The sequence below is a fragment of the Massilia sp. CFBP 13721 genome, assembly GCF_014842025.1.
Classification (GTDB): domain Bacteria; phylum Pseudomonadota; class Gammaproteobacteria; order Burkholderiales; family Burkholderiaceae_D; genus Telluria.
The window spans coordinates 46,930-72,043 of sequence record NZ_JACYUY010000031.1 but is presented as its reverse complement, the minus strand read 5'-3'; the positions used below and the strand labels follow the sequence as shown (position 1 = coordinate 72,043).

Here is a 25,114-nt window from a genome sequence, read left to right as displayed (position 1 = left end):
TCGAGCAAAATCAGACATTTCTACTTTGCTCAAACCGGACATTACTACTTTGCTCTTACAGGGTGGGCACCTGTGCCCACGCGTTCGCGAACGCTGATCATCCACGGTGCCGCAGCAATTCACACGCTTTGGTTTCGCAGATAATTTTCGACATCTCAACGGTGCGTACGCGTGGGCTCGAGAGCCCACCCTACGGTACGCTTCAGTCTCGACTATTTATTCAATCCAGATCGGCTGCCGAATGCCGCTCCGGCACCTGCTCCTCCGGATTTCCCCGCACACGATTGACTTTGCGGCCACGAATCACCGCCGGACGCGCCGCGATCTCGTCGGCCCAGCGCCGCACGTGCTTGTACTCGTGCACCGACAGGAACTCGCCCGCCTCGTACAGTTCGCCCTGCACCAGCGCGCCATACCAGGGCCAGATCGCCATGTCGGCGATCGTGTACTCGCCCCCGGCGACGTAGCGGTTGTTCGCCAACTGGCGCTCGAGCACGTCGAGCTGGCGCTTGACTTCCATCGCGTAGCGGTCGATCGGGTATTGCAGCTTTTCCGGCGCGTAGGCGTAGAAGTGGCCGAAGCCGCCGCCCAGCAGGGGGCCGGAACCCATCTGCCAGAACAGCCAGTTGAGCGTCTCGGTGCGGCCCGCCAGGGTGGTGGGAACGAACGCATTGAACTTCTCGGCCAGGTACAGCAGGATCGAACCCGATTCGAAGACGCGCACAGGCTCGCCGCCGCTGCGGTCCATCAGTGCCGGGATCTTCGAGTTCGGGTTGACGTCGACGAAGCCGCTCGAGAACTGTGCGCCTTCGTTGATGCGGATCAGCCAGGCATCGTATTCGGCGCCGCTATGGCCCGCCGCCAGCAGCTCTTCGAGCATGATCGTGACCTTTTGGCCGTTCGGCGTGGCCAGCGAGTACAGCTGCAGCGGGTGCTTGCCGACCGGCAGTTCCGCCTCGTGGGTGGGGCCGGCGACGGGCCGGTTGATGTTGGCGAACATGCCGCCGTTGGACGCGGGCGGCGTCCAGACCTTGGCCGGCGCGTAGGTCGACTGGTTCGATTGTTCGGTCATCGATTTTCTCCTCGTTGGTTGTCGGATGCGCAGCTGCCGCCATGGGCGCGCGCCTTGTCATTCCTGAATGAGCAGCTTACCCGACTCCACGCGTTCGCGTCGGCGGGCGCCCGTTTTCCGTTACTTGCATGACAAGCTTCGCCCCGAACTGGCAAAGCCTTGTTCCGCGTCATGCCGTTGCGCCGCCCTCCGGTTTGACAGTGATTGGGAAGCCGCCCACACTGCTCAGGCAATTCCGACAAGCCACATCCCTTGAAAACACTCCCATGCTCCGATCCTTCCTGAAACAGATGATGGCTACCCTCCTGCGCGTCCGCGCGGGAGACGCGGCGGCGTGGGAAGGCGTACGCTTGCCGGGCGGCCTGTTCGCGCAGACGCGCTGCGCGCGCCATATCGACGCCACCGCGCGCCGAGTCGCCGCCATGGGCATCAAGATCAGGCATCTCTCGGAGCGCCTCCATGCCGGCAGCGTTCCCGGCCTGGTCGACGCCGACCGCAACCTGCGGCGCATGCTGGACGAACTGAAGGAAGAACTCAGTACCATGCGGCGCGACATGGCGCGCTGGCACAGCCGCGAATGCGCGGGACGCGCGGGCAAGCGGCTGGAGGAGGCGATCGCGCGCCTGAACCGGGTGAATGCGGATACCCACGCGGCGGCGGACCTGCTGCTGCGGCAGATTGAGGAATACGACGGCGCCCAGGAGGCCTGCCCTACCTGAGGAGCAGGCCTCAGTACAGTCCCCGCGTGGGCCAGGTTAGTCGACTGCCTGCACCGACGAAGCGAGCGCCGCCTGGTGCTCGCGCAGGCGCAGCGCCGCGCCGATCATCACCAGCACCGGACCATGCGCGGCATGCAGCCCGCGCGCCAGGTCGGACAGCAGCAAGCGTTCGATGCGCTCGTCCGGGCGGCTGCAGTTTTCCACCACCACCACCGGCGTATCGGCCGGCCGTCCTTGCGCCAGCAGGCGTTCGGCGGTGGCGGCGGCTTCGCGCCCGCCCATGTACTGGACCATGGTGTCGGTGTGGGGCAGGGCGGGGTGTTCCGGCTGGTCGGGGCCGGTGCTGGACGTGAAAAAGGCGACGCTGCGGGCAACGCCGCGTTTGGTCAACGGTTGCTGGGTAGCGGCGGCGGCGGCCACCGCGGTGGTGATGCCGGGGACGATCTCGACGTCGATGCCGTGCGCTTCGAGTGCGCGCAATTCCTCGTCGGCGCGCCCGAACAGCATCGGGTCGCCGCCCTTCAGGCGCACCACGCGATTAAATTTGAAAGCGCAGTCGACCAGCAACGCGTTGATCGCATCCTGGGCCGTGGAACGCTGGCCCGAGCGCTTGCCGACCGAGATCAGTTCGGCGCCCGCGCACAGTTCCAGCATCTCGGGCGTGACCAGCGCGTCGTAGAGGACGACGTCGGCCTGCGCGAGGATGCGCGCGCCGCGCACGGTGATCAGGTCGGCGGCGCCGGGGCCGGCGCCGACCAGCCAGACCTTGCCGGCGGTCTTATCGGACCGCGCCGGTTCGTGATTCTCCAGCAGTGCCATACGCCGCTCCAGTCGCATTTGCGTGAATTACTCGCCCAGGCGAATCATACCCGCGGCAACGGTCTGGTGCGTGACTTCATCGATCAGGATAAAGGCGCCGGTGGCGCGGATGTCGCTGTAGGCATCGGCCGCCAGCGGCTGCTGCACGGTCAGCCCGATGCGCGCGATGTCGTTCAGCTTCAAGCCTTCGGCTGGATGGCTTTGCTGGGTGTTGATGTCGAGGATGGTGTCGACCCTGGTCACCTTGGCCGCCGTCTGGCGCGTGCCGTGCTTGATCCAGTACTTGCGGCGCGCATCCAATGGCTCGTCCGACATCCAGCACACGTCGGCCACCACCTGCTTCAATTGGGTGGCCGGGGCATCGGCGCTCGAGAGGGTATCGCCGCGCGAGATGTCCAGGTATTCCTTGAGCAGCAGTGTCACCGACTGGCCGGCGACCGCTTCGGGCAGGCTGCCGTCGAAGGTGAGGATGTCCTTGACGGTCGCGCTCTGGCCCGATGGCTGTACCACCAGCTTGTCGCCGACCGTTACTTTGCCGGACTCGATGCGGCCCATGTAGCCGCGGAAGTCGTTCGCTTCATGGCCGTTGTGACGGGCGACCAGCTGCACCGGGAAGCGGAACGGCGCATCGTGCGCTTCGTCGTAAACCGTGATGTTTTCCAGCAGTTCGATCAGGGTCGGGCCGCTGTACCAGTCCATCTTCTCGGAGCGCTCGACCACGTTGTCGCCGGCCAGCGCCGACAGCGGGATCGCGGTGACATCCTTCAGGCCGAGCGATCTGGCGAATTCCGCGTAGGCTTTGATAATGCGCTCGTAAACGGCCTGGTCGTAATTCACCAGGTCCATCTTGTTGACGGCCACGATCACGTGCTCGATCTGCAGCAGCTTGGCAATCGTCGAGTGGCGCTTGGTCTGGATCAGCAGGTCGACCTTGCCGTCGTCATGCAGCTTCACCTTCGAGACGTCGACCAGGATGATGACGGCGTCGGCGGTCGAGGCGCCGGTGACCATGTTGCGCGTGTACTGCTCGTGGCCCGGGGTGTCGGCGATGATGAACTTGCGCTTGGGCGTGGCGAAATAGCGGTAGGCGACGTCGATCGTGATGCCCTGTTCGCGCTCGGCTTCCAGGCCGTCGGTCAGCAGCGAGAGATCAATGGTGTCGCCCACGGTACGCTTGTGCTTCGAGCGCGAGACGGCCGCCAGCTGGTCGGCGAAGATGCCCTTGCTGTCGAACAGCAGGCGGCCAATCAGGGTGCTCTTGCCGTCGTCGACGGAGCCGGCGGTGATGAAGCGCAGCAGGCTGTGTTGGGTCAGATTTTCCATACCGGGTTCCATGCGTGCGTTCATCAGAAATATCCTTGCTTCTTGCGTTTTTCCATCGAGGCTTCGGAGGTCTGGTCGTCCATCCGGGTCGCGCCGCGTTCGGTGACTTGCGTGACGGCGGTCTCGGCGATGATCGCCTCGACGGTGCTCGCGTCCGACGACACCGGGCAGGTGCACGAGATGTCGCCGACGGTACGGAAGCGCACGGTTTGCGTCTCGACGCTTTCTCCCTCTTTGGCCGGGGTGAGCGGCGTCAGCGGCACCAGCAGGCCGTTGCGCGGGATCACGTCACGCTGGTGGGCGAAATAGATCGATGGCAGCGCCAGCTTTTCGCGGGCGATGTACTGCCAGACGTCGAGTTCGGTCCAGTTCGAGATCGGGAACACGCGCATGTTTTCGCCCGGGTGCACGCGGGTGTTATACAGGTCCCACAGTTCCGGACGCTGGGCTTTCGGGTCCCACTGGCCGAATTCGTCGCGGAAGGAAAAGATGCGTTCCTTGGCGCGGGCCTTTTCCTCGTCGCGGCGCGCGCCGCCGATGCAGGCGTCGAAGCCGTGTTCGGCGATGGTTTCCAGCAGCGTCACGGCCTGGGCCGCGTTGCGCGAATCGGTGGCCGGATTGCGCAGGCGCACCGTGCCTTTGCGGATCGATTCTTCGACCGATCCGACGATCAGGCGCTCGCCCAGTTCGGCAACGCGAGCGTCGCGGAAAGAGATCACTTCGTCGAAATTGTGGCCGGTATCGATGTGCACCAGCGGGAATGGGAATTTACCTGGACGGAAAGCCTTTTCGGCCAGGCGCAGCAGCACGACCGAGTCCTTGCCGCCCGAGAACAGCAGGGCGGGATTCGTGCATTCGGCCGCCACTTCGCGCAGGATGTGGATCGCTTCCGATTCGAGGGCGTCGAGGTGGCGCGCGTTGACGGTGGCCAGGATGCCGGCGTTGTCAGAGAGGTTGGTCATGAGATGCCTTGTTCTTTCGTGCGGTTACTTGTTAATCAAGCTGCCACGGATTTAATGCGAATCAATTTGCCGTCGACCACGTGCAGGCCGCATTCCTTCGATTCCGGGTTTTCCCACCACCAGCGACCGGCGCGCACGTCCTCGCCCGGCTGGATGGCGCGGGTGCAGGGTTCGCAGCCGATCGACGGATAGCCGCGGTCGTGCAGGGCGTTGTACGGGACATTGTTGGCGCGGATGTATTCCCACACTTCAGCCTCGCTCCAGTCCGCCAGCGGATTGAACTTGTCCATCATGTGCGCCGGATCGTCTTCCTGCACATCGAGTTTGGCGCGCGTGGCCGACTGCGCGCGGCGCTGGCCGGTAATCCATGCCTTCTTGCCGGCAAGTGCATGGCCAAGCGGCTCGACCTTGCGGATGCGGCAGCATTCCCGGCGCATCTCGACGCTGTCGTAAAAGGCGTTCAAGCCGTTCTGCGTGACGTAGCGCTCGACCGCCAGCGGGTCCGGGCGGAACAGGGTGATGTCGTAGCCATAGGTGGCCTTGACGGCGTCCAGCACCGCCAGGGTTTCCTTGGGCAGGCGCCCCGTTTCCAGCGAAAAGATACCGATCGGCAGTTTCGCGCGCAGGATCAGGTCGGTCAGCACCATGTCCTCGGCCGCCAGGCTCGACGCGAACACGGCCGGCGAAAACTCGGCCGCAATACGCGCCAGGATGGCTTGCGTGTCGGCAACGCGGGTGGCGAGTTCACTCATGTCGAACCTCAGATGCCCGCGCCGACGTCGGTGTGCTCGAGCGGCACGTCGCGTTCCTTGCGGCGGAACAGCGGCAGCGGCTGGTCGACCGAGGCCTGGTAGGTTTCGGAAAACACGGTCAAGCCCTTCAGCGCATCGTGGATCGAACGGTCCTGGCGCGTGGCGTAGGCATTGAAACCGACGCGCGACATCGAGAACAATTGATCGCGCAGCACGTCCCCGATCGCGCGCAGTTCGCCGGTATAGGCCAGGCGCTTGCGCACGTTGTAGGCGATCGAATAGCCGCGGCCATCGGAAAATTTCGGGAAGTCCACCGCGATCACGGCAAAGCGGTCCGCATCGCCTTTCAGGGCTTCGAAACGCTCGTCGGCGGCGATCCACACGCCCAGGTCGGCGCGCGCGGACAGCGCCTCTTTCTGCGCCAGCCAGACCGTCAAGGGAACGATGACCTTGCCTTCGGGGACGACGATGGATTCAGCCGCCTCACCCTCGGCCAGGCGCAGCACGCTCCAGTCGTCAGGGACGACTTCGCGGCCGCGGATAATTTCTTTATGTGCTTCAAGCATGGTCTTCCCCTACCAGTGCGCCTTTGGAGATCGGCGTGGCGTACACGTGTTCCTTGAATGGTGCGATGCCCAGGCGCTGGGCGGTCTCGACGAAACGTTCGCCTTCGAAACGGTTGTTGACGTACACCTGCAGCAGGCGGTCGATCACTTCCGGCATCTGGCCACCCGAGAACGACGGCCCGATGATCTTGCCGATCGCCGAATTGTTGCCCTGGGCGCCGCCAATCGAGACCTGGTACCACTCGCTGCCATCCTTGTCGACGCCGAGGATGCCGATCGAACCGACGTGGTGGTGGCCGCAGGCATTGATGCAGCCCGAGATGTTCAGTTCGATCTCGCCGATGTCGTGCTGGAAATCGAGGTTGTCGAAACGCTCGGCAATGGCCGCCGCGATCGGGATCGATTTCGCATTCGCCAGCGAGCAGAAATCGCCGCCCGGGCAGGAAATGATGTCGGTCAAGAGGCCGATGTTCGGCGTCGCCAGGCCCTTCGACTTGGCCAGGGTCCAGACCTCAAACAGGTCCGACTGCTTCACATCCGCCAGCACCAGGTTCTGCTCGTGGGTCACGCGCAGTTCGCCGAAGCTGAATTTATCCGCCAGGTCGGCCACGAAGTCGATCTGTTCGGCGGTGGCGTCGCCCGGCGGCACGCCGGTTTTCTTCAGCGACAGCACGACCGAGGCATAGCCCGGCACTTTATGGGGCTTGACGTTGCGGTTGAGCCAGTTACTGAAGGCACGGTTGTCCGGGTGCGCCAGTAGCGGATCGCTGTCCGGCAGCGTCGCATAGGCCGGCGCTTCGAAGTAGGCGGCGACGCGGTCGTATTCCTCGCGCGTCAGGGTTTCCGGACCGTCCTTCAAGTCTTGCCATTCCTCTTCGACCAGGCGCGCGAATTCCTCGACGCCCAGGGCTTTCAGCAGGATCTTGATGCGTGCCTTGTACTTGTTGTCGCGGCGGCCGTACGAGTTGTACACGCGCATCACGGCTTCGGTATAGGTCAGCAGGTGCTGCCACGGCAGGAAGTCGCGGATCACGCTGCCCAGGATCGGGGTACGGCCCATGCCGCCGCCGGCCATGAACTTGAAGCCGGCTTCGCCCGCTTCGTTGTGCGTGAGCGTCAGGCCGATGTCGTGGATCGCGATCGCGGCGCGGTCTTCCACGGCGCCGTTGATGGCGACCTTGAACTTGCGCGGCAGGGCGATGAACTCGGGGTGGAAGGTGCTCCACTGGCGCAGGATTTCCGCGAACGGACGCGGGTCCATGATCTCGTCGGCCGCGACGCCGGCGAACTCGTCGGTCGTAATGTTACGGATGCAATTGCCGGAGGTCTGGATGGCGTGCATCTCCACCGAAGCGAGGTCGGTCAGGATGTCCGGCGTCTGTTCCAGCTCGATCCAGTTGTACTGGATGTTCTGGCGCGTGGTGAAATGGCCATAGCCGCGGTCGTACTTGCGTGCGATGTGCGCGAACATGCGCATCTGCGCCGTCGATAACAAGCCGTACGGCACGGCGACGCGCAGCATGTAGGCATGGCGCTGCATGTACAGGCCGTTTTGCAGGCGCAGCGGCAAGAACTCTTCTTCGGTCAGCTCGTCGTTCAGGCGGCGGGCAACCTGGTCGCGGTATTGCGCAATGCGCTCGCGGACGATGAGATGGTCGTATTGGTCGTAACGGTACATGGGAGGTATCCTGGGTAGGTCGGACTCTAAGCCCGGTAAGCTGGATGGAATGGTAAGCCCCCGCAGCTTTATTCCAAACGACTGACAATTTATTTGCTTATATACGGTAGGGGCATAAGCATTCGCATAAAATAGCGGCTGGCGTTTCGACAACTTAAACAACAACAGGAATGAACCTTCATCAATTGCGCTTCGTGCGCGAGGCCGTGCGCCAGAACTACAACCTGACCGATGCCGCCAAGGCCTTGTTCACCTCGCAGCCGGGGGTGTCGAAAGCCATCATCGAGCTGGAGGAAGAGCTCGGCGTCGACATTTTTACACGCCACGGCAAGCGCATCCGCGGACTGACCGAGCCGGGCCGGCTGGTGCTGGAATCGGTCGAGCTGATCATGCAGGAAATCGAAAGCCTGAAGCGCATCGGCAAGGAATACGCGGCCCACGACAGCGGCAGCTTTACCATCGCCACCACCCACACCCAGGCGCGCTACATGCTGCCGAAGGTGGTGCAAGCCTTCATGCAGAAGTTCCCGAAGGTACGCCTGTCCCTGTTGCAAGGCAACCCGAAGCAGATCGCCGACATGGTCAAGACCGGCCAGGCCGACCTGGCGATCGCGACCGAGGCCATCGCCGCCATCGACGGGCTGGTGACCTTGCCGTGCTACCAGTGGGAACACGTGGTGGTGGTGCCGCCAGAACACGAGCTGCTGCGCTCGAAAGCGGTGTCGCTGGAAGAAATCGCCGGCTATCCGCTGATCACCTACGACGCCGCTTTTGCCGGACGCAGCAAGATCGACCACGCCTTCAATCTGCGCGAACTGAAACCGGACGTGCTGCTCGAAGCGATCGACGCCGACGTGATCAAGACCTATGTCGAACTGGGCATGGGCGTGGGCATCATCGCCGGCATGGCCTTCGATCCCGAGCGCGACCGCAACCTGCGCACGATTCCGGTCGGCCACCTGTTCGGCATGAACGTGTCGCGCGTGGCGGTGAAGCAGGGCGCCTACCTGCGCAGTTATATTTATACTTTCATCGAGCTGCTGGCCCCGAGCCTGACGCGCAAGATGGTCGAAGCCGCGATGCGCGGCGGCGAAAACTATGAGCTGTAAGAGAACCGAATGAACAATCAACAAGTTGCAAAATATTATGCCCTGCTGGGCGAGTCGCTCGAGGACAAGTACCTCGAGCCGGACATGGACGAAGACATCGACGACATGAGCATCCACCTCGGCAACGTCCTTGCCGGGCACACGGTGCTGGAACTGGGCTGCGGCACCGGGTTCTGGACCGAAGTGGCGGCCGAGTCGGCGCAGTCGGTGCTGGCGGTCGACATCAACGCTTCATTGGTCGACATTGCACGCGAGCGGCCGATGGCTGAGAACAAGGTGACCTTCCGCGTCGCCGACGCACTGGACCTGCCGGAAGACATCGGCAAATTCACCGCAGTGCTGGTCAGCTTCCTGTGGTCGCACCTGAACAAGAAAGAGCAGGAGCAATTGCTGGCGACGCTGAAAAAGCGCCTCGGCAAGGACGTGCTGCTGGTGATCCTCGACGATTCCTTCGTCGAAGGATTCAGCGAAACGATCGCGCGCACGGATGCGGACGGGACCACTTACGAGATCCTGACGGCGCCTGAAGGCGAGCGCTTCGAAGTGCCGAAGAGTTACCAGTCGGATAGCGCGCTGCGCAAGCGCTTGGGGAATGTTGGCAAGGAAATCAAGATCGAGCGGGTCGAGTTCTTCTGGATTCTCACCTGCCGGCTGAAGTAATTACATGGTTGGCTGCTGCGTAACGTAGGGTGGGCACTTGTGCCCACGCGGTGCCGCGTTTGCGTGTAGTAACAAGCGTTTCGACCATCATCCGTAGCACCGCGTGGGCTCGAGAGCCCACCCTACGGTGCACGTCGGTTCCGGACCCAAAAAAAACGCGCGTGATTCACGCGCGTTTTTTTCGTTCATGCGCCGATCAGAACGCGTGGCGCACACCCACCGTGAACGCGGTCGGGTCCGCACCGAGCGCGGTTGCCACCGGCGTCACGTTGGTCGACGACGAATTCAGCCCGAAAGTGCCGCGTCCGTTGTTGCGCATCGAACCGTAGGAGGTGTAGAGGTTGGTGCGCTTCGACAGCGAGTAGGTGTAGGCCACGGCCCAGGCATTGCCGCGCGCGCCGTTTTCGATTTCGTTGCGCTGCAAGTTCACGAAGAACTTGTTCACGCCCAGCGTGTAGGCAGCGCTGAGGTTGATCTGCTCGAATTCGTTGTTGGCGCCGGCCTGGTCGGCCTGCAGGTAGTTGGCCTTGATGTCGAAGTCGCCCAGCTTCACGCCGGCGCCGACGGCCATTTCCTTGTCGTCTTCCGTTGCCAGGCGCTCGAGGCGGTGGTAGCCGGCGCCGGCGTAGAACGGGCCGTTCGCGTATTCCAGCGCCACGCCGACCAGGTTGCCCGACGGGCCATCCGTGGTGCGCTCGCCGGCCGAGTAAGCGGCCAGCACGGCGAAGCCCGACATTGGCGCGCTCTTGAAGTTGACCGAGTTCGACAGGCGACGGGTCAGGCGGTTGGTGGTGAATGCCGACAAGTTACTGCCGTAGAAACCCTGGCCGAAGACGTCGGTGGCGGCGGCGACCGAAGCGATCGGGCTGTATTCGCGGCCGACCGTCAGCTGGCCGAAGCCGCCTTGCAGGCCGACGACCGAACGGCGGCCGAACAGGGCGGAATCGGCGGCGCCGGTGTCGAGGGCGACGCCGGCTTCGATGTTGAAAATCGCTTTCAGGCCATTGCCCAGGTCTTCGCTACCGCGGAAGCCCAGGCGGCTGCTCGACTGGTTGCCCGAGTTGATGACGGTGCGGCGCTTTTCGCCCGGTGCGTCGGTGTCTTCGCTGGCGATGGCCGCGTCCATGACGCCGTAGACGGTGACGTTGGTCTGCGCATGCGCGAACAGCGGAAGGGACGTGATCAGCGCAGCGGCCAGGGCTTTGTATTGCATGAAGATCTCCAATAAGTGAGCGAAGGGTTGAGTTGGCATTCCGGCAAACTCAAGGTCCAGCGCATCTTATCGGGGCAATATTTCCTGTTGATGACAGCTTGATACGACAGCGGTCAGACCGTGTGGTCTTGTACGGGCAGCATGATGTCGATGCGCGTGCCGGGCGCCTCGTCGGCGCTGATGGTGATCTCGCCGTTCAGCGCCCACACCCGTTCGCGCATGCCGACCAGGCCCAGCGATTCGGCCTTTTCCATGTCGGCTTCGCGGATGCCGCGGCCATCGTCGCGGATCGTCACCAGCAGTTCGCCGTTGAGGCGGTACAGGTTCATCGTCACCCGGGTGGCGTGGGCATGGCGCGCGATGTTGGTCAGCGCTTCCTGCACGATGCGAAAGATCGCGGTGCTGGCCTGGTCGTCCAGGCGCAGTTCGTTTTCGTCGGCCAGCAAGTCGCAGGCAATGCCGTGGCGTTCGACGAAATCGTCGCGCAGTCCCTGCAGGGCGAAATACAGGCCGCCTTCGTCGAGCGCGCGCGGGCGCAGGTTGGTGGCGATGCGGCGCAGCGAGGCGATGGCGGTGAGTAAATTACTGTCCATGCCGCCGATCAGGCGCAGTGCCTCGGGCGTTCCGCCGCAAGCCTCGGTCAGCAGGCTCAGGTCCATGCGCAGCGAGGCCAGCAGCTGGCCGAGGTCGTCGTGCAGCTCGCGCGCGATGTGGGTGCGTTCTTCCTCGCGGATGGTCTGCAGCGCCGACGACAGCTGGCGCAGCTGGTCGTGCGAGCGCGCCAGCTTGCGCTGCACGCGCTGGCGCTCGGAGACGTCGCGCAGGATGATGGTGTAGACGGTGCTGCCGTTCTGGCGCGTGTCGACGATCGACCCTTCGATGGCGAAGGGCTCGCCGTTCGCGCGCAGCCCGGTGCCGGCATAGTCGGTGCCGCGCCGGCCGGCGCGGCCATCGGCCTGGAAATAGTCGAGCGGCTTGGCATCCATGGCGTGCGGCGCCCGGATGAAGCGCGCCAGCGGACTGCCTTCCATCTCTTGCACCGACACCCCGAACATGCGCGCCGCCGCCGGATTGGCCAGCACGATGCGGCTGCTGTCGTCGGCGGCGATGATCGCTTCGCCCGCATTGTGGACGATGCGCCGGCTGTGGCGCGCCGGCGCATCGGCGGCGCCGTCGGTCCCGTCGGCCCCGTTGGCCCCGGTGCGGGCCAGCAGCCGGCCGCCAAGGAAGCCGAGCGCAAGCATCGCCAAGCCACGCCCGCGCGGATGGGCACTGCGCTGTTGTTTCATGTGGATATATGCCTGCGGTAATGTCCGCGAGGGCGGACCAAACGCTACGATACGGCGGGCGGGAGGCGGTACGGTTGAGCGGGGACAAAGGCGAGATGGCCCGGAACGGATGCGCACCGTACGGGGTCATTGATGCCAATGGCATCAATGACGGATTCACCGGGCACTCGTGCCCACGCGGGATCACGCCGTGCGGTCACGCGGCTTGTACCCCGTCGTCGATGCATGCGTGGACGATGTTGGGATTTGATTCGACACGCTGCTGTTCGACCGCGTGGGCACGAGTGAACTGCCCACCCGACATTACACGAAGGCCAACAAATACTGCGAGCCTTACATTTGTTTAAACAAATGCAGGAAACTGCGGCTCACTTCCAGCTTTTCCGGCCGCCCCTTGACCAGCACCAGGTGGCGCCCGCGGATGTCGCGGGTGACGCCTTCGATGGCGTTCACGTTGACCAGCGTGGCGCGGTGGATCTGCCAGAACAGGGCGGGGTCGAGCTCGTCGGCCAGGTCGCGCACCGGCTTCCTGATCAGGGCTTCGAAACTCGCCGTCTGCACGCAGGTGTATTTTTCGTCGGAGCGGAAGAACAGGATGTCCTCGACCGGGATCATGCGTAAATCCTGGCCGATGCTGGCCTGGATCCATTGCAGGTGCTTCGGCTTGGGCGCCGCGATCTTTTCCGCCAGCTGCGACAGCATCGCGGTGACGCTGTCGTTCACCACGGCGCCCGGCTTGCCCAGGCGCGCTTTCAGGCGTTCGACCGTCACCTTCAGGCGCTCGGGTTCGGACGGCTTCAGCACGTAATCGACGGCGCCCTGTTCAAAGGCCTCGACCGCGTACTGGTCGTAGGCGGTGACGAACACGATCTGGCTGCGGTCGCCGATCTCGCGTGCGGCTTCCATGCCGGTCTTGCCGGGCATGCGGATGTCGAGGAAGGTCAGGTCGGGCTTGCACTGGCCGACGAGTTCGACCGCCTCTTCGCCGTTTTTCGCTTCGCCCACGATCTGCAGTTCCGGCCACACCTGTTCCAGGCGCATGCGCAGCTGGTCGCGCATCAGTCTTTCATCATCGGCAATAATCGCGGTCGGCATGGTCGTGGTCCTGGCGGAAAGAGAGAGTGACAATTATTCAACGAAACGGCGCAGCAGGCAAGCCATCGATTAGCGCACCGGGGCCGGCTTCGGCACGGCGTGCGCGCTCATCGCGGTTATGTACGGCACCTCGACCATCGCAATCACGCCGGTCGGGCTGTTGGCGGCGATGTGCAGCTGGCCACCGTCGCCATGTAACAGGCGCAGGCGCTCGCGGATGGTCGGCAAGCCCAGGCCGGTGCCGGTGCTGGGCACCACGCCGAAGCCGACGCCGTCGTCGGTGACGGTCACGCGCAACTTGTCGGCGGCGACGTCGGCGACGATTTTCAGGGTGCCACCCTCGGGCTTGCATTCGAGGCCGTGCTTGATCGCGTTTTCGACCATCGACTGCAGCATCATCGGCGGGAAGGCCGCGCTGCGCAGGCTGTCGGGGATGCGCATGTCGACCGTCAGGCGCTCTTCCATGCGCATTTTGAGCAGGTCGAGGTAGGCGGTCACCATGTCGACTTCGCGGCCGAGGTTGGTCACCAGGTTGTTGTCGCGCATCTGCGGCAACACCGCGCGCAGGTAGAGGATCAGGCTGCGCTGCATGGCCGAGGCGCGCGGCGGATTGGTTTCGATCAGGTGCTCGACCGAGGCCAGCGTGTTGAACAGGAAGTGCGGCTCGACCTGCGCCTGCATCATCTGCATCTTCGCTTCCGACAGCTGGCGCTGCATCGATTCGCGCTCGGCGGCGGCGTTCGCGCTCTGGGTCTGCTGCTCGGCGCGCTTCTTGCCGCCCATCAGGGCCTTGATGCCGAACAGCGCCAGCACCAGCAGGAACACGAAGCTGTTGAACCAGGTCGAGGCCTGTTTGTGATAACGCGACACCTTTGCTTCGGCCGCATCGTCGACGGCGCCTTCGATCGCCACCGACAACTCTTCGGCGATCTGCGGCGGCAGTTCGATGTGGACCGCGTCGCTGCCAGGATTGGCGCCTTTCGGCAAGGCCAGGTCCGGCGTTGCGGGCGTGGCGGGCGCCACTGGCGCGCCGGGTGCCGCCGGCGGCAGGGGAGGTGCCTCGGGCGGCTTGGGCTTGTTGCGCGGATTGAAACGGATGCCGCTGTCGTCGATGACGATGCTGGTCTGGTCGCGCCGCGCGGCACGCTCGGCCGCGGCAATCTCGACCTCGCCGCCGGAAAACAGTTCTTCCTGCAAGATGGCGCCGGCGATCAGGGTCAGCGCGGCGAACAGGAAGAACTTCCACCACGACAGCTGGGTCACCCAGGTGGCGACGGCATCGAAGGCGCGGTAGAGCGACGACAGGATGCCGGAAAAATAGTGGTGGGTCGAGCTGCGCGCTTGCATGTCAGGTCTTGTCGTCGATTCGTGGCGCAGCGAGTGTACCGCGTCCCTGCCGCCCGGTGCCGCTACGCCTTGTATAAATGGCATGCTGGTGTCGCAGGGCGGCCAAATTGTTGGAATGTTGCAACTTTACCCCGCCTGGCGCCCCGCTGCATGCACTTTGCGACAGCCTGCACGATGCGGGGCGTGGAATGCACATCGCGGCACCGGGGCCGCTTGTCCGTTGCCAAAGGCGGCCATAAAACCTGACAATGGGAAACATTGCGCGGTATGATAAAAGCCATTCCCATGCTCTTTCGACGAAAGGATCCGCCGATGTCCGCCGCGCCAACCCCCGACCTTCCAAACAAATTCCGTCTCGTTACCCGCAGCGATTTCGATGGCCTGGTCTGCGCCGTCCTGCTCAAGCACCTGGACCTGATCGACGAGATCCTCTTCGTCCACCCGAAGGACATGCAGGACGGGAAAGTGGCGATCACCAGCCGCGACATCACGACCAACCTGCCGTACGTGGCAGGCGCCCACCTGGCCTTCGACCACCACCTGTCCGAGACGATTCGCAACAGCGGCCTGCGCAACAACCACGTGATCCAGCCCGACGCCCCCTCGGCCGCGCGCGTGGTCTGGGACCATTACGGCGGCGACAAGGTGTTCCCGCTGGCCTGGCAGGACATGATGGCCGCCGTCGACAAGGCCGACAGCGCGCGTTTTTCGCGCGACGAAGTGCTCGAGCCGGCCGGCTGGAACCTGCTGAACTTCCTGATGGACGCGCGCACCGGCCTGGGCCGCTTCCGCGACTTCCGCATCTCGAATTACCAGCTGATGATGGAACTGATCGAGGCCTGCCGCAACCATTCGATCGACGAGATCATGGCGCTGCCGGACGTGCAGGAACGCACCAGACTGTACTTCGAGCACAGCAACCTGTGCAAGGAACAGATCCGCCGCTGCGCGCGCGTGCACGGGAACCTGGTCGTGCTCGACCTACGCGAGGAAGCCACCATCTTCGCCGGCAACCGCTTCATCATCTACGCCTTGTTCCCCGAAACGAACATCTCGATCCACGTGCTGTGGGGCCTGAAAAACCAGAACACGGTGTTCGCCACCGGCAAATCGATCCTGAACCGGACGTCGAAGACCAACATCGGTGCGCTGATGCTGGAGTACGGTGGCGGCGGGCATGAGAATGCCGGAACCTGCCAGGTGGACAACGCGATGGCGGAGGACGTGCTGGGGGCCTTGATTCAGCGGATTACCAGCGAAGGTTGAAGCTGTTTTGCTAGCAGGGTGGGGCTGTTGCCTGCCCTGCTAGTGGTCTCTTGAATCCGCATGGACTCGGGAGTCCATCCTACGAGACACGCTACGTATCCGGGTTTCGTATGATCTCGCCGTTAGCGGTGACCGTAGGGTGGACTCTTGAGTCCACGCGGATCATGCACACCGCTAGCCCCACAGGCAACAGCCCCGAGGACCCTCGCACACCTTACGCCGGCATCCGGTCGCGCACCAAATCCCGCGCCGCCTCCACCGTCACCGGTTCGCTCAACAACACCCCCTGCAGCGCCTCGCACCCGTGCACCGTCAAAAACTCGCGCTGCGCCCGCGTTTCCACCGCCTCGCCGATCACCTGCATCCTGAGGTTGTGCCCGATGTCGATCAGCGTGCGCGCCATGGTGCTGCCGTCGCCGTCGGGTTCGTCGGCGGCGATCGCGTGCACCGATTGTTTCGACAGTTTCAGCTGGCCGACCGACAGCTCGCGCAGGAAGCCGATGTCGGTCATGCCCTGGCCGAATTCGTCGATCGACAGCGTCAGGCCGAGCGCGCGCAATTGCAGGGCCAGGTCGCGCACCTGGCCCGGGTTGCGCATCACCGTTTCCTCGCGCAGCTCGATCTGCAGGCTGCCCGGCGTGAGGCCGTGCGCCACCAGCCGCGCCGCGATCTTTGCCACGAAATCGTGCTGCCCGTATTCGCGCGCCGAGACGTTGACCGTGACCGGCACGTCGGTCACCCCGATCGCTTTCAAATCGCGCAGGAAGGCGCAGGCCTGGTCGAGCACCCAGGCGCCGAATTCGACGATGCGGCCGTTCTCTTCGGCTTCGGCCAGGAAGGCCGACGGCAGCAGCACGCCATGCTCGGGATGGCGCCAGCGCAGCAGGGCTTCGAAGCAGGTGACGCGGTTGCTGCGCGCATCGATGCAGGGCTGGTACAGCATGAACAGTTCGCCCCGTTCGATGGCGTGCGACATGCCGGCGTCGAGGCGCTGGCGTGCCTCGGTGGTCGATTTCATGTCGTTCGAAAAGAAATAGATCTCGTTGCGGCCGGTGGCCTTGGCGTGGTACATGGCGACGTCGGCCGAGCGCACCAGGTCGACCGAGGTGAGCCCGTCGTGCGGGTAGACCGCGACCCCGAGGCTGGCGCCGACTTCGATTTCCTTGTGCATGAACGACACCGGCTGGGTCAGGCCCTGGCGCAGGCGCTCGATCATGCGCAGCGTGTAGCGCAGCGAGGGCTGGTTGACCAGCACCAGTACGAATTCGTCGCCCGACAGGCGCGCCACCGTGTCGCTGTCGCGCACCGAGGCCTGCAGGCGCCGCGCGACCACCTTCAGCACCACGTCGCCGGCTTCGTGGCCGTAGGTATCGTTGATGGCCTTGAAGTTGTTCAGGTCGATCAGCAGGATGCCGACCAGCTGCTTCTGGCGCTGCGCCATGTGCAGCGCCTGTTCCAGCCGGTCCCACAGCAGGTTGCGGTTGGCCAGGCCGGTCAGGGCGTCGTGGTTGACCTCGTGCTCGAGGTGGGCGGTACGCTGCTTGGTCGCGGTGACGTCCATGATGACGCCGATGAAGTGGGTGCTTTCGCCATGCTCGCCCTCCACCGGGGTGATTGAAAGGTCGTTCCAGAACAGTTCGCCATTCTTGCGCATGTTGCGAAACACCACGTTGACGGGCCGGCGCGCGGCAATCGCCTCGTGCAACAGCAGGCGCTCGTTCTCGTCCATGCCGGGTGCGGCCATGAAGCGCGAGTCGCGCCCAATGACCTCGTCGGCGCTGTAGCCGGTAATGCGCTCGAAGGCGGGATTGACGTATTCGATCGGGCAGTCGCGCCCGTCCATGCCGGTGATGACGATGCCGTTGCTGGCCGCGTGCAGGGCGCGTTCGCGCAGGCGCAGCATGCGTTCCTGGTGACGGCGCCGGGTGATGTCGATCCCCATGCCGAACAGGTAGTGACCGCCGTTGCACTCCACCCGCGCGCCGCACAGCAGCATCGGCGTTTCGCGGCCGCTGCGGCCGATGACGTCGGCCTCGATGGAGACTTCCTCGCCGTTCTCGAACACGCGGCGGATGCTGTCGGCGATCAGCGGCCGCGTTTCCAGGTCGAACAGTTCGAGCGGGCTGGTGGCCGCCATTTCGTCGGGGCCGAGCTCGGTCATGCGTTCGTGGTTGCGGTTCCACAGCACGAAGCGGCCGGCGCGGTTGATCGCATAGATCGTGCCGGGCAGGAAGTCGACCACGGCCGCCAGCGGCGTGCGCCCGACCAGCACCGCGTCGGGCGTGGCATCGGTGTGGACGTTGTCGATGGCGGCGACCCAGAAGTGCGTCGCTCCATCCGCGCCGGTTTGCGGCGTCAGCGCCAGTTCGGCCTTGACGGTGCTGCCGTCGGCGTGGCGCAGCACGACCCGGTTGGTATGCCCGTAGTCTTCGGCAAGGCCGCGCCAGCGCTCGGCGCGGTCTTCGGGGGCTATGCCGACCAGCAGGGCGCCGAACGGCTGGCCGATGATCGTTCCGCTCATGAAACCGAGCAGCTTTTCGCAGGCGTGGTTCCAGCTCATGACAATGCCCACCCCGTCGACGAGAAAGGCGGCGTTGGCAGTCGGTACGGGCGTGGTCATGCTGGGCGCCTTTGGTTGGATGGCATCCTCAGTTGGACTCGTGCAGCCTACACCCGTTCCCCACCCTGTGTCGCGCTTGTTCCAAAACAAAAAGCCACGGCTGAGCGTGGCTTTTTGCGAAAGGACGAAGCGTCGTGGCTCAGGCCGCCGCGCTCTCCTGTTTTTCCGGCAGTGCGATCTGGTTGTCGACGCTGAACTGGTAATCCTTGAACACGTGCTCGGCGCTCATGATCTGGTAGTCGCCGTTGGCCAGCTTGTGGGTGGTGTCCTTCAGGCGATAGGTGTAATGGCCGCAGGTCCAGCAATTGTAGTTGCGCATGTGCGTGCACAGGCAGGTCTTGTCGAACACTGGCGGGTTCTTGACGTCCGGGTTGGCCAGCACTTCGCGGTTGTACGAATTGATGTAGGCGCAGTTGCCGGTGGCATCGAGCAGGTAGCCGTAGGATTCGCAGCCGGGACGGATGCCGGAACCGATTGCCGGCGTGCTTTTGAGCATGCGCATCGGGTAGCCGGTCGGCGAAATGCCGTTGACGATGATGTCTTCCTCGCTGGCGCGGAAGTATTCCTGCTTGACGCTGTCGGGCATGCCGCACTCGCGGGTGACGGTGAAGCGGGTCGCCACCTGCACGCCGCCCACGCCTTTTTCCAGGAAGGCCACCGCGTCGGAACCGGTGAACACGCCGCCGGCCGCGATCAGCGGGATGTCGATGTTTTCCGCGCGCATGTAGGCGAGGATCTCGTCGATGATCAGGTGCAGGTCGTAGTTCTTCCAGTCGAAGCCGAAGCCCAGGTGGCCGCCGGCGAGCGGTCCTTCGACGATGATGAAATCGGGTGGACGGTTCAGCTTCGCAACCTTACGCAGGAACAGTTGCAGCGCGCGCACCGAGGACACGATGATACCCAGCTTGGCTTCGCGGAAGCGCGGATGGTCCTTGATCAGCTCGAAGGAACCGAGGTGCAGGCCGGCCGACATGGTGATGCCGTCGATGCCGGCGTCCAGCGCCGAGGCCAGGCGCGTGCGCAGCGTTTCCTTGGGCGCGTTCATGGTCAGCTTTTCCATGCAGTTTACGAAAATCAGGCCATCGCCCTTTTTCGCCGCCATGGTCGCGCCCACGTGCAGGCGCGTTGCTTCGGCCAGGCGTTCGAGGTCGAACTGCACCACCGCCTTGTCCATGTTGTTGATGTTGAACTTGTAGAGCTTGGTCTTGTCCTTGACGAAGGTCGTGTCGAACTTGCGGTCCGAGACGTCTTGCACCATGGCATCCGAGATATGGCCGATGCCGCCCAGGCGCGCCGCTTCCAGCGCAAGCTCGGAGGTGGAAATGTCCACGCCCATTCCGCCGATCATGATGGGCACGTATTCTTTATTGCCCAGACGCAGGCGGAAATCATCAACACGTTTCATTGCTATCCTTAGACCCTCAGTTGCTACTAATTGCTCTAGCTTTGTGCAGCCTCAATTCTACCCCAAGCAAAAACGGGGTAGCGCGAGGTGTGCGGCGCTGGGTATGCGCCGGCGCCGGACGCTGCGCTTCCGATTTAATCGCGGAAATTATTGAACGCCAGCGGCAAGTCCTGGATGTCCTTGCGCAGCAGGGCCATTGCGGCCTGCAGGTCATCGCGCTTGGCGCCGGTGACGCGCACCGTTTCGCCCTGGATGCTGGCCTGCACCTTCATCTTGCTTTCCTTGATCGCCTTGGTGATCTTCTTGGCGTCCTCGGTCTCGATGCCGTTGCGCACCTTGATGACTTGCTTGACCTTGTCGCCGCCGATCTTTTCCACTTTTTCCGCGTCGAGGAAGCGCACGTCGACCTTACGCTTGGTCATCTTGTTGACCAGCACGTCGTACACCTGGTTCAGCTGGAAATCGGAATCGGCGAACAGCGTCAATTCCTTTTCCTTTTGCTCGACCTTGGCGGAGCTGCCCTTGAAATCGAAACGGGTGGTGATTTCCTTGTTCGATTGCTCGACGGCGTTCTTGACTTCGACCATGTCTGCTTCGCAGACCACGTCAAACGATGGCATGGTGGTTTCCTTTGGCTTGCTAATTTATAAGTGGCAGTATTTTAACGGACAAGCTGGAATAGAACGACCGTTTTCGCCGCCGGCGCCGGGCTTGTCACGGCATTGCCTCTATAATCGATTGGTTTCCGCCCCGCTAAATGCCAGAAATCCATGTCCACCGAACTCACGATCGAACACGACGTTTCCCTGCAAGCCTTTAACACCTTCGGCCTGGCGGCGCACGCGCGCCATTACCTGCGCGTGACGGACGCGTCCGATCTCGACGCGCTGCGCGCGGATGCGCGCTTGGCCGGCATGTCTTGCTTTATCCTCGGCGGCGGCAGCAACGTGCTGCTCACGCGCGACGTCGCGGCGCTGGTGCTGCACATGGCAATCGGCGGCCGTGAAATCCTGGGCGAAGTGGACGGCAAGACCCTGGTGCGCGCCGGCGCCGGCGAAAACTGGCATGCCTTCGTCGACTACACGCTCGAACAAGGCCTGGGCGGACTGGAAAACCTGTCGCTGATCCCCGGTACCGTGGGCGCCGCGCCGATCCAGAATATCGGGGCCTATGGCCTGGAAATCAAGGATGTGTTCCATTCGCTGACCGTCTACGACCTGGCCAGCGGCGCACGGCGCACCCTGGACGCAGCCGCCTGCCTCTTCGGCTACCGCGACAGCATCTTCAAGCATCCCGAGGGCGCCGGCCTGGTGGTGCTCGACGTTACCTTCGCCTTGCCGCGCAACTGGCAGCCGAACCTGCGCTATGCCGAACTGGCCCAGGCGGTCGAGGCCGCCGGCATCGCGGCGCCGACGCCGCGCCAGGTGAGCGATACCGTGATCGCGATCCGCCGCCGCAAGCTGCCCGACCCGGCGCAGATCGGCAATGCCGGCAGCTTCTTCAAGAATCCGGTGGTGCCCGCGGCGCAATGCGCGGCGCTGCTGGCGCGCTTCCCGCAACTGGTGCACCACCGCCAGCCGGACGGCAGCGAAAAGCTGGCGGCGGGCTGGCTCATCGACCAGTGCGGCTGGAAAGGGAAGAGTGTGGGTGCGGCCGGCGTCTATCCGAAGCAGGCGCTGGTGCTGGTGAACAACGGCGGCGCGACCGGCGCCGAGGTGCAGGCGCTGGCGCGCGCGATCCAGCACGACGTGCGCGAACGCTTCGGTGTCGAGCTGGAGCCGGAGCCGGTGTTCATGTAGATGTTGTAGGGTGGACTCCGTCCACGCGGTACACACGCTGCGATCCCGAAACGCAAATCAGCGCAGGATCGTCAGCGTTCCTGGTTGCCGTACGCAGGCGCTACGTTATTTGCACTGGTCGCCCACTGAATTACCGCCGTAGCGCGTGGACAGAGTCCACCCTACGCGCGAAACGCCGCCACCCGATTACGTCCACGCGACTTCGCCGCCAGCACGGCTTCGCCGGCCCGCGCCAGCACCGCCTCGAACATGCCCTCGTCCGACGGCAAGGTGGATGCCACCCCGACCGACATCGTCACGATGCGCCGCTCCGGCAGCGGATGCGACAGCCCCAGCCGTTCGAGCGCCGTGCGGCAGCCTTCGGCCACCTGCACGGCGCCGTCCAGGCCGGTGTCGGGCAGCAGGATCGCAAACTGCTTGCCGTCGTAGCGCGCGGCCAGGTCCGACGGGCGTTTCAGCTGGCCGGTGAGCACGCCCGCCATCCTGCGCAGGCACAGGTCGCCCGCATCGCGCCCGAGGCGGTGATTGAAATAGCCGAAGCTGTCGACGTCGCAGACCAGCAAGGAGAGCGGCTGGCCGTTGCGCCGTGCGCGCTGCCATTCGCCCTGCGCCACCTGGTCGAAGCGGCGCCGGTTGGGGATGCCGGTCAGGCTGTCGACGCCATCGATCCGGTCGAGTTCGGCCTGGGCGCGGGCCAGCAGCGCCTGGGTTGCCTCCAGGCGGCGCAGCGCATCCGCGCGTTCGGCCAGCGCCTGGCCGGCCTGCGCGTGGTAGCGCAGGCGCGCCAGCAATTCGGTCCGGGTCGGCAAGTCGGCCAGGTAATCGCTGGCGCCGGCGGCAAAGGCCGCATCGCGCCCGGCATTCTGCGCATGCGGCGCCAGCACCAGCAGGGGCAGGGCAGCGAGAACGGGATGGGCGCGGCAGGCACGGATGAAGTCGCCGCTGTCCTCGCGCCCGCCCAGTGCGCGCACCAGCACGCCGGGACGCAGGCTGGCCGCCTGTTCCAGCACCTGGACGGCATCGACCAGCACCAGTTCGATGTCGTCCGCGCCGGCCAGCATCTCGCGCAGCGCGCCGGCAAACGGCGGCGCGCCGACCAACAGGATGCGGTGTGGATTGTTCGGTGATGCAAAGGCAGGCGTTGCAAAGGGCATCGGTTCGGCGCAGTAGATTGAGGCGGCCCATTCTACTCTGAGGCAAAGCAAATTGTTGCATTACGCATACTTTGAGTGCCAACTTACAACGGTATGCGCGGGTGGGCCGCATTCGGCTATGCTGAGTTATGCTTTTGGTCCCATTCGCCAAGGAGAACAACAACATGAAAGCCATCGTCACCGGCCACACCAAGGGCCTCGGCGCCGCCATCGCGGCCGAACTGATCGAACGCGGGATTCCCGTGCTCGGCCTGGCGCGCAGCCACAGCGCCCACCCGGTGTCGGCGCTGCTGACCGAGATCGAGGTCGACCTGTCCGACAATGCCGCGCTGGCCGCCTTCCTGTCCGGAGACGCCCTGGCGAACTGGCTGCGCGACGAGGGCGCCACGCTGCTGGTGAACAATGCCGGCGTCGTGACGCCGGTCGGACCGCTGGCGCAGCAGGACCCGCTGGCCGCGCTGCGCGCCGTCACGCTGAACGTGGCGGCGCCGCTGGCGCTGGCTGCGGCGGTGGTGCGCGCCAGCCGCGGCGAGCGCCGCATCCTGCACATCTCGAGCGGCGCGGGCAGGAACGCCTATCCGGGCTGGAGCGTGTACTGCGCCACCAAGGCCGCGCTCGACCGTCACGCCGAAGCGGTGCTGCAGGACGGCGACGCGACGGTGCGCTGCTGCAGCCTGGCGCCGGGCGTGATCGATACCGGCATGCAGGCCGAGATCCGCGCCACTCCGGAAGCGGATTTCCCGATGAAGGAGCGCTTCGTGCAGATGAAGCAGGAAGGGGCGCTGGCCGCGCCGGAGGAGTGTGCGCGCAAGTTGGTGACCTTGCTGCTGTCCGAGGATTTCGGGCGCCAGGCAGTGGCCGACCTGCGCGACGTTTAAGTCGAGTCGGATGCGCACCGTAGGGTGGGCGCCCCTGTGCCCACGCGCTACCGCGGATGATCATCGGCGCTAAACGAAAAAGCCGCCTGAAGGCGGCTTTTGAAAACGCAGCGTACGCTTATTAACCGCGTTTCGCGCGTGCCTTCGCCGCAATCCGCATGCGCAGCGCGTTCAGCTTGATGAAGCCGCCGGCATCGGCCTGGTTGTAGGCGCCGCCGTCTTCGTCGAAGGTAGCGATGTTCATGTCGAACAGCGAATCGGTCTTCGAATCGCGCGACACGACGATCACGTTGCCCTTGTACAGCTTGACGCGCACCCAGCCGTTGACGGTCGCTTGCGTATGGTCGATCAGCGTCTGCAGCGCGACGCGTTCCGGCGCCCACCAGTAGCCGTTATAGATCAGCGACGCGTAGCGCGGCATCAGGTCGTCCTTCAGGTGCGCCACCTCGCGGTCGAGCGTGATCGATTCGATCGCGCGGTGCGCGCGCAGCATGATGGTGCCGCCTGGGGTTTCGTAGCAGCCGCGCGACTTCATGCCGACGTAGCGATTCTCGACCAGGTCGAGGCGGCCGATGCCGTGCTTGCCGCCGACGCGGTTCAGTTCCGTCAGCACTTCGGCCGGCGTCATGCGCTTGCCGTTCAGGGCGACGATGTCGCCGCGCTCGTATTCGATGTCGAGGTACTCGGCCTGGTCCGGCGCCGCTTCCGGGCTGACGGTCCAGCGCCACATCGATTCCTCGGCTTCCGCACTCGGGTTTTCCAGGTGGCGGCCTTCGAAGGAGATGTGCAGCAGGTTGGCGTCCATCGAGTAGGGCGCGCCACCGTTCTTGTGCTTCATGTCGACCGCGATGCCGGCGTCTTCCGCGTACTTCAGCAGCTTCTCGCGCGACAGCAGGTCCCACTCGCGCCATGGCGCGATGATCTTGACGTCGGGTTTCAGTGCGTAGGCGCCCAGTTCGAAGCGCACCTGGTCGTTGCCCTTGCCGGTGGCGCCGTGCGAGACGGCGTCGGCGCCGGTTTCGTTGGCGATCTCGATCAGGCGCTTGGCGATCAGCGGACGCGCGATCGAGGTGCCGAGCAGGTATTCGCCTTCATACACGGTGTTGGCGCGGAACATCGGGAACACGAAGTCGCGCGTGAATTCCTCGCGCACGTCGTCGATGTAGATGTTTTCCGGCTTGATGCCGAACTTGATCGCCTTGGCGCGTGCCGGCTCGAGTTCTTCGCCCTGGCCGAGGTCGGCGGTGAAGGTGACGATCTCGCAGCCGTAATTGTCTTGCAGCCATTTCAGGATGACGGAAGTGTCGAGGCCGCCGGAGTAGGCAAGCACTACTTTTTTGATGTCGCTCATGGAAATTCCAGTGTGGAGAGGGAGGTGGGGGTGTGGT

The 25,114-nt window shown here is 64.3% G+C and carries 22 protein-coding genes; 6 read left to right on the top strand and 16 right to left on the bottom strand.

Annotated elements, in window-relative coordinates; all coding sequences use genetic code 11:
• Positions 1 to 220: 220 nt before the first annotated feature.
• A complete protein-coding gene (gene yghU, locus IFT60_RS22925; protein ID WP_192056127.1) occupies positions 221 to 1,072 on the bottom strand; it encodes a glutathione-dependent disulfide-bond oxidoreductase in 852 nt (283 codons plus the stop codon).
• A 266-nt stretch (positions 1,073 to 1,338) separates the two neighbouring features.
• Between yghU and IFT60_RS22920 the strand changes: the two genes are divergently transcribed.
• Entirely contained in the window at positions 1,339 to 1,791 is a 453-nt protein-coding gene (locus IFT60_RS22920) for a hypothetical protein (RefSeq protein ID WP_192056126.1), read from the top strand.
• Between the two features lie 36 nt (positions 1,792 to 1,827).
• Here the strand turns inward: IFT60_RS22920 and cobA are convergent, their stop codons facing one another.
• The 6 genes from cobA to IFT60_RS22890 are packed head-to-tail and all read right to left on the bottom strand — an operon-like array spanning position 1,828 to position 7,891.
• Entirely contained in the window at positions 1,828 to 2,610 is a 783-nt protein-coding gene (gene cobA / locus IFT60_RS22915) for a uroporphyrinogen-III C-methyltransferase (RefSeq protein WP_192056124.1), read from the bottom strand.
• Positions 2,611 to 2,637: 27 nt separating this feature from the next.
• Entirely contained in the window at positions 2,638 to 3,933 is a 1,296-nt protein-coding gene (gene cysN, locus IFT60_RS22910) for a sulfate adenylyltransferase subunit CysN (RefSeq protein ID WP_229511105.1), read from the bottom strand.
• 23 nt (positions 3,934 to 3,956) lie between these two features.
• Entirely contained in the window at positions 3,957 to 4,895 is a 939-nt protein-coding gene (gene cysD, locus IFT60_RS22905; RefSeq protein ID WP_192056120.1) for a sulfate adenylyltransferase subunit CysD, read from the bottom strand.
• Between the two features lie 35 nt (positions 4,896 to 4,930).
• Positions 4,931 to 5,647 carry a phosphoadenylyl-sulfate reductase gene (locus IFT60_RS22900; protein ID WP_192056118.1) on the bottom strand — a complete coding sequence of 239 codons (717 nt, stop codon included), beginning with the start codon at positions 5,645 to 5,647 and terminating at the stop codon, positions 4,931 to 4,933.
• An 8-nt stretch (positions 5,648 to 5,655) separates the two neighbouring features.
• The gene (locus IFT60_RS22895) at positions 5,656 to 6,213 is read right to left on the bottom strand and encodes a DUF934 domain-containing protein (RefSeq protein ID WP_192056116.1); all 558 of its coding nucleotides are present in this window, start codon (positions 6,211 to 6,213) and stop codon (positions 5,656 to 5,658) included.
• Positions 6,206 to 7,891 (bottom strand): nitrite/sulfite reductase, encoded by a 1,686-nt coding sequence (locus IFT60_RS22890; protein WP_192056114.1) that lies wholly within the window; start codon positions 7,889 to 7,891, stop codon positions 6,206 to 6,208. The genes IFT60_RS22895 and IFT60_RS22890 overlap by 8 nt, the downstream gene beginning before the upstream one ends.
• A 170-nt stretch (positions 7,892 to 8,061) precedes the next feature.
• On the opposite strand from IFT60_RS22890, the gene IFT60_RS22885 reads away from it, so the two are divergent.
• Together IFT60_RS22885 and IFT60_RS22880 are read left to right on the top strand one after the other, a co-directional pair.
• The gene (locus IFT60_RS22885; protein ID WP_192056112.1) at positions 8,062 to 9,000 is read left to right on the top strand and encodes a CysB family HTH-type transcriptional regulator; all 939 of its coding nucleotides are present in this window, start codon (positions 8,062 to 8,064) and stop codon (positions 8,998 to 9,000) included.
• Positions 9,001 to 9,009: 9 nt separating this feature from the next.
• Entirely contained in the window at positions 9,010 to 9,660 is a 651-nt protein-coding gene (locus IFT60_RS22880) for a class I SAM-dependent methyltransferase (protein ID WP_192056110.1), read from the top strand.
• 196 nt (positions 9,661 to 9,856) lie between these two features.
• On the opposite strand, the gene IFT60_RS22875 is transcribed toward IFT60_RS22880, so the two are convergent.
• From IFT60_RS22875 to IFT60_RS22860, 4 genes are all read right to left on the bottom strand, one after another.
• Positions 9,857 to 10,873: a porin gene (locus IFT60_RS22875; protein WP_192056108.1), complete on the bottom strand. Its 1,017-nt coding sequence runs from the start codon at positions 10,871 to 10,873 to the stop codon at positions 9,857 to 9,859.
• A gap of 113 nt (positions 10,874 to 10,986) precedes the next feature.
• A complete protein-coding gene (locus IFT60_RS22870; RefSeq protein WP_192056106.1) occupies positions 10,987 to 12,162 on the bottom strand; it encodes a PAS domain-containing sensor histidine kinase in 1,176 nt (391 codons plus the stop codon).
• 333 nt (positions 12,163 to 12,495) lie between these two features.
• A complete protein-coding gene (locus tag IFT60_RS22865) occupies positions 12,496 to 13,257 on the bottom strand; it encodes a LytR/AlgR family response regulator transcription factor (RefSeq protein ID WP_192056103.1) in 762 nt (253 codons plus the stop codon).
• A 69-nt stretch (positions 13,258 to 13,326) separates the two neighbouring features.
• Positions 13,327 to 14,604, bottom strand: coding sequence for a sensor histidine kinase (locus IFT60_RS22860; RefSeq protein ID WP_192056101.1), 1,278 nt, complete (start codon positions 14,602 to 14,604; stop codon positions 13,327 to 13,329).
• 312 nt (positions 14,605 to 14,916) lie between these two features.
• Between IFT60_RS22860 and IFT60_RS22855 the strand changes: the two genes are divergently transcribed.
• Complete coding sequence (locus tag IFT60_RS22855; RefSeq protein ID WP_192056099.1) at positions 14,917 to 15,870, top strand: exopolyphosphatase; 954 nt, start codon at positions 14,917 to 14,919, stop codon at positions 15,868 to 15,870.
• Positions 15,871 to 16,084: 214 nt separating this feature from the next.
• On the opposite strand, the gene IFT60_RS22850 is transcribed toward IFT60_RS22855, so the two are convergent.
• The 3 genes from IFT60_RS22850 to IFT60_RS22840 all read right to left on the bottom strand — a co-directional run bounded on the left by IFT60_RS22850 (position 16,085) and on the right by IFT60_RS22840 (position 20,515).
• The gene (locus tag IFT60_RS22850; RefSeq protein WP_192056097.1) at positions 16,085 to 18,490 is read right to left on the bottom strand and encodes a sensor domain-containing protein; all 2,406 of its coding nucleotides are present in this window, start codon (positions 18,488 to 18,490) and stop codon (positions 16,085 to 16,087) included.
• A gap of 139 nt (positions 18,491 to 18,629) precedes the next feature.
• Entirely contained in the window at positions 18,630 to 19,895 is a 1,266-nt protein-coding gene (locus tag IFT60_RS22845) for a nitronate monooxygenase (RefSeq protein ID WP_192056095.1), read from the bottom strand.
• A gap of 134 nt (positions 19,896 to 20,029) precedes the next feature.
• The gene (locus IFT60_RS22840; protein WP_192056093.1) at positions 20,030 to 20,515 is read right to left on the bottom strand and encodes a YajQ family cyclic di-GMP-binding protein; all 486 of its coding nucleotides are present in this window, start codon (positions 20,513 to 20,515) and stop codon (positions 20,030 to 20,032) included.
• A 150-nt stretch (positions 20,516 to 20,665) separates the two neighbouring features.
• On the opposite strand from IFT60_RS22840, the gene murB reads away from it, so the two are divergent.
• Positions 20,666 to 21,694, top strand: coding sequence for a UDP-N-acetylmuramate dehydrogenase (gene murB, locus IFT60_RS22835; RefSeq protein WP_192056091.1), 1,029 nt, complete (start codon positions 20,666 to 20,668; stop codon positions 21,692 to 21,694).
• Positions 21,695 to 21,855: 161 nt separating this feature from the next.
• Here murB and IFT60_RS22830 read toward each other — a convergent pair whose 3' ends face one another.
• A complete protein-coding gene (locus tag IFT60_RS22830) occupies positions 21,856 to 22,848 on the bottom strand; it encodes a diguanylate cyclase domain-containing protein (protein WP_192056082.1) in 993 nt (330 codons plus the stop codon).
• 164 nt (positions 22,849 to 23,012) lie between these two features.
• On the opposite strand from IFT60_RS22830, the gene IFT60_RS22825 reads away from it, so the two are divergent.
• Complete coding sequence (locus IFT60_RS22825) at positions 23,013 to 23,726, top strand: SDR family oxidoreductase (RefSeq protein WP_192056072.1); 714 nt, start codon at positions 23,013 to 23,015, stop codon at positions 23,724 to 23,726.
• Between the two features lie 121 nt (positions 23,727 to 23,847).
• On the opposite strand, the gene IFT60_RS22820 is transcribed toward IFT60_RS22825, so the two are convergent.
• Entirely contained in the window at positions 23,848 to 25,077 is a 1,230-nt protein-coding gene (locus IFT60_RS22820; RefSeq protein ID WP_192056070.1) for an argininosuccinate synthase, read from the bottom strand.
• Positions 25,078 to 25,114: the final 37 nt, after the last annotated feature.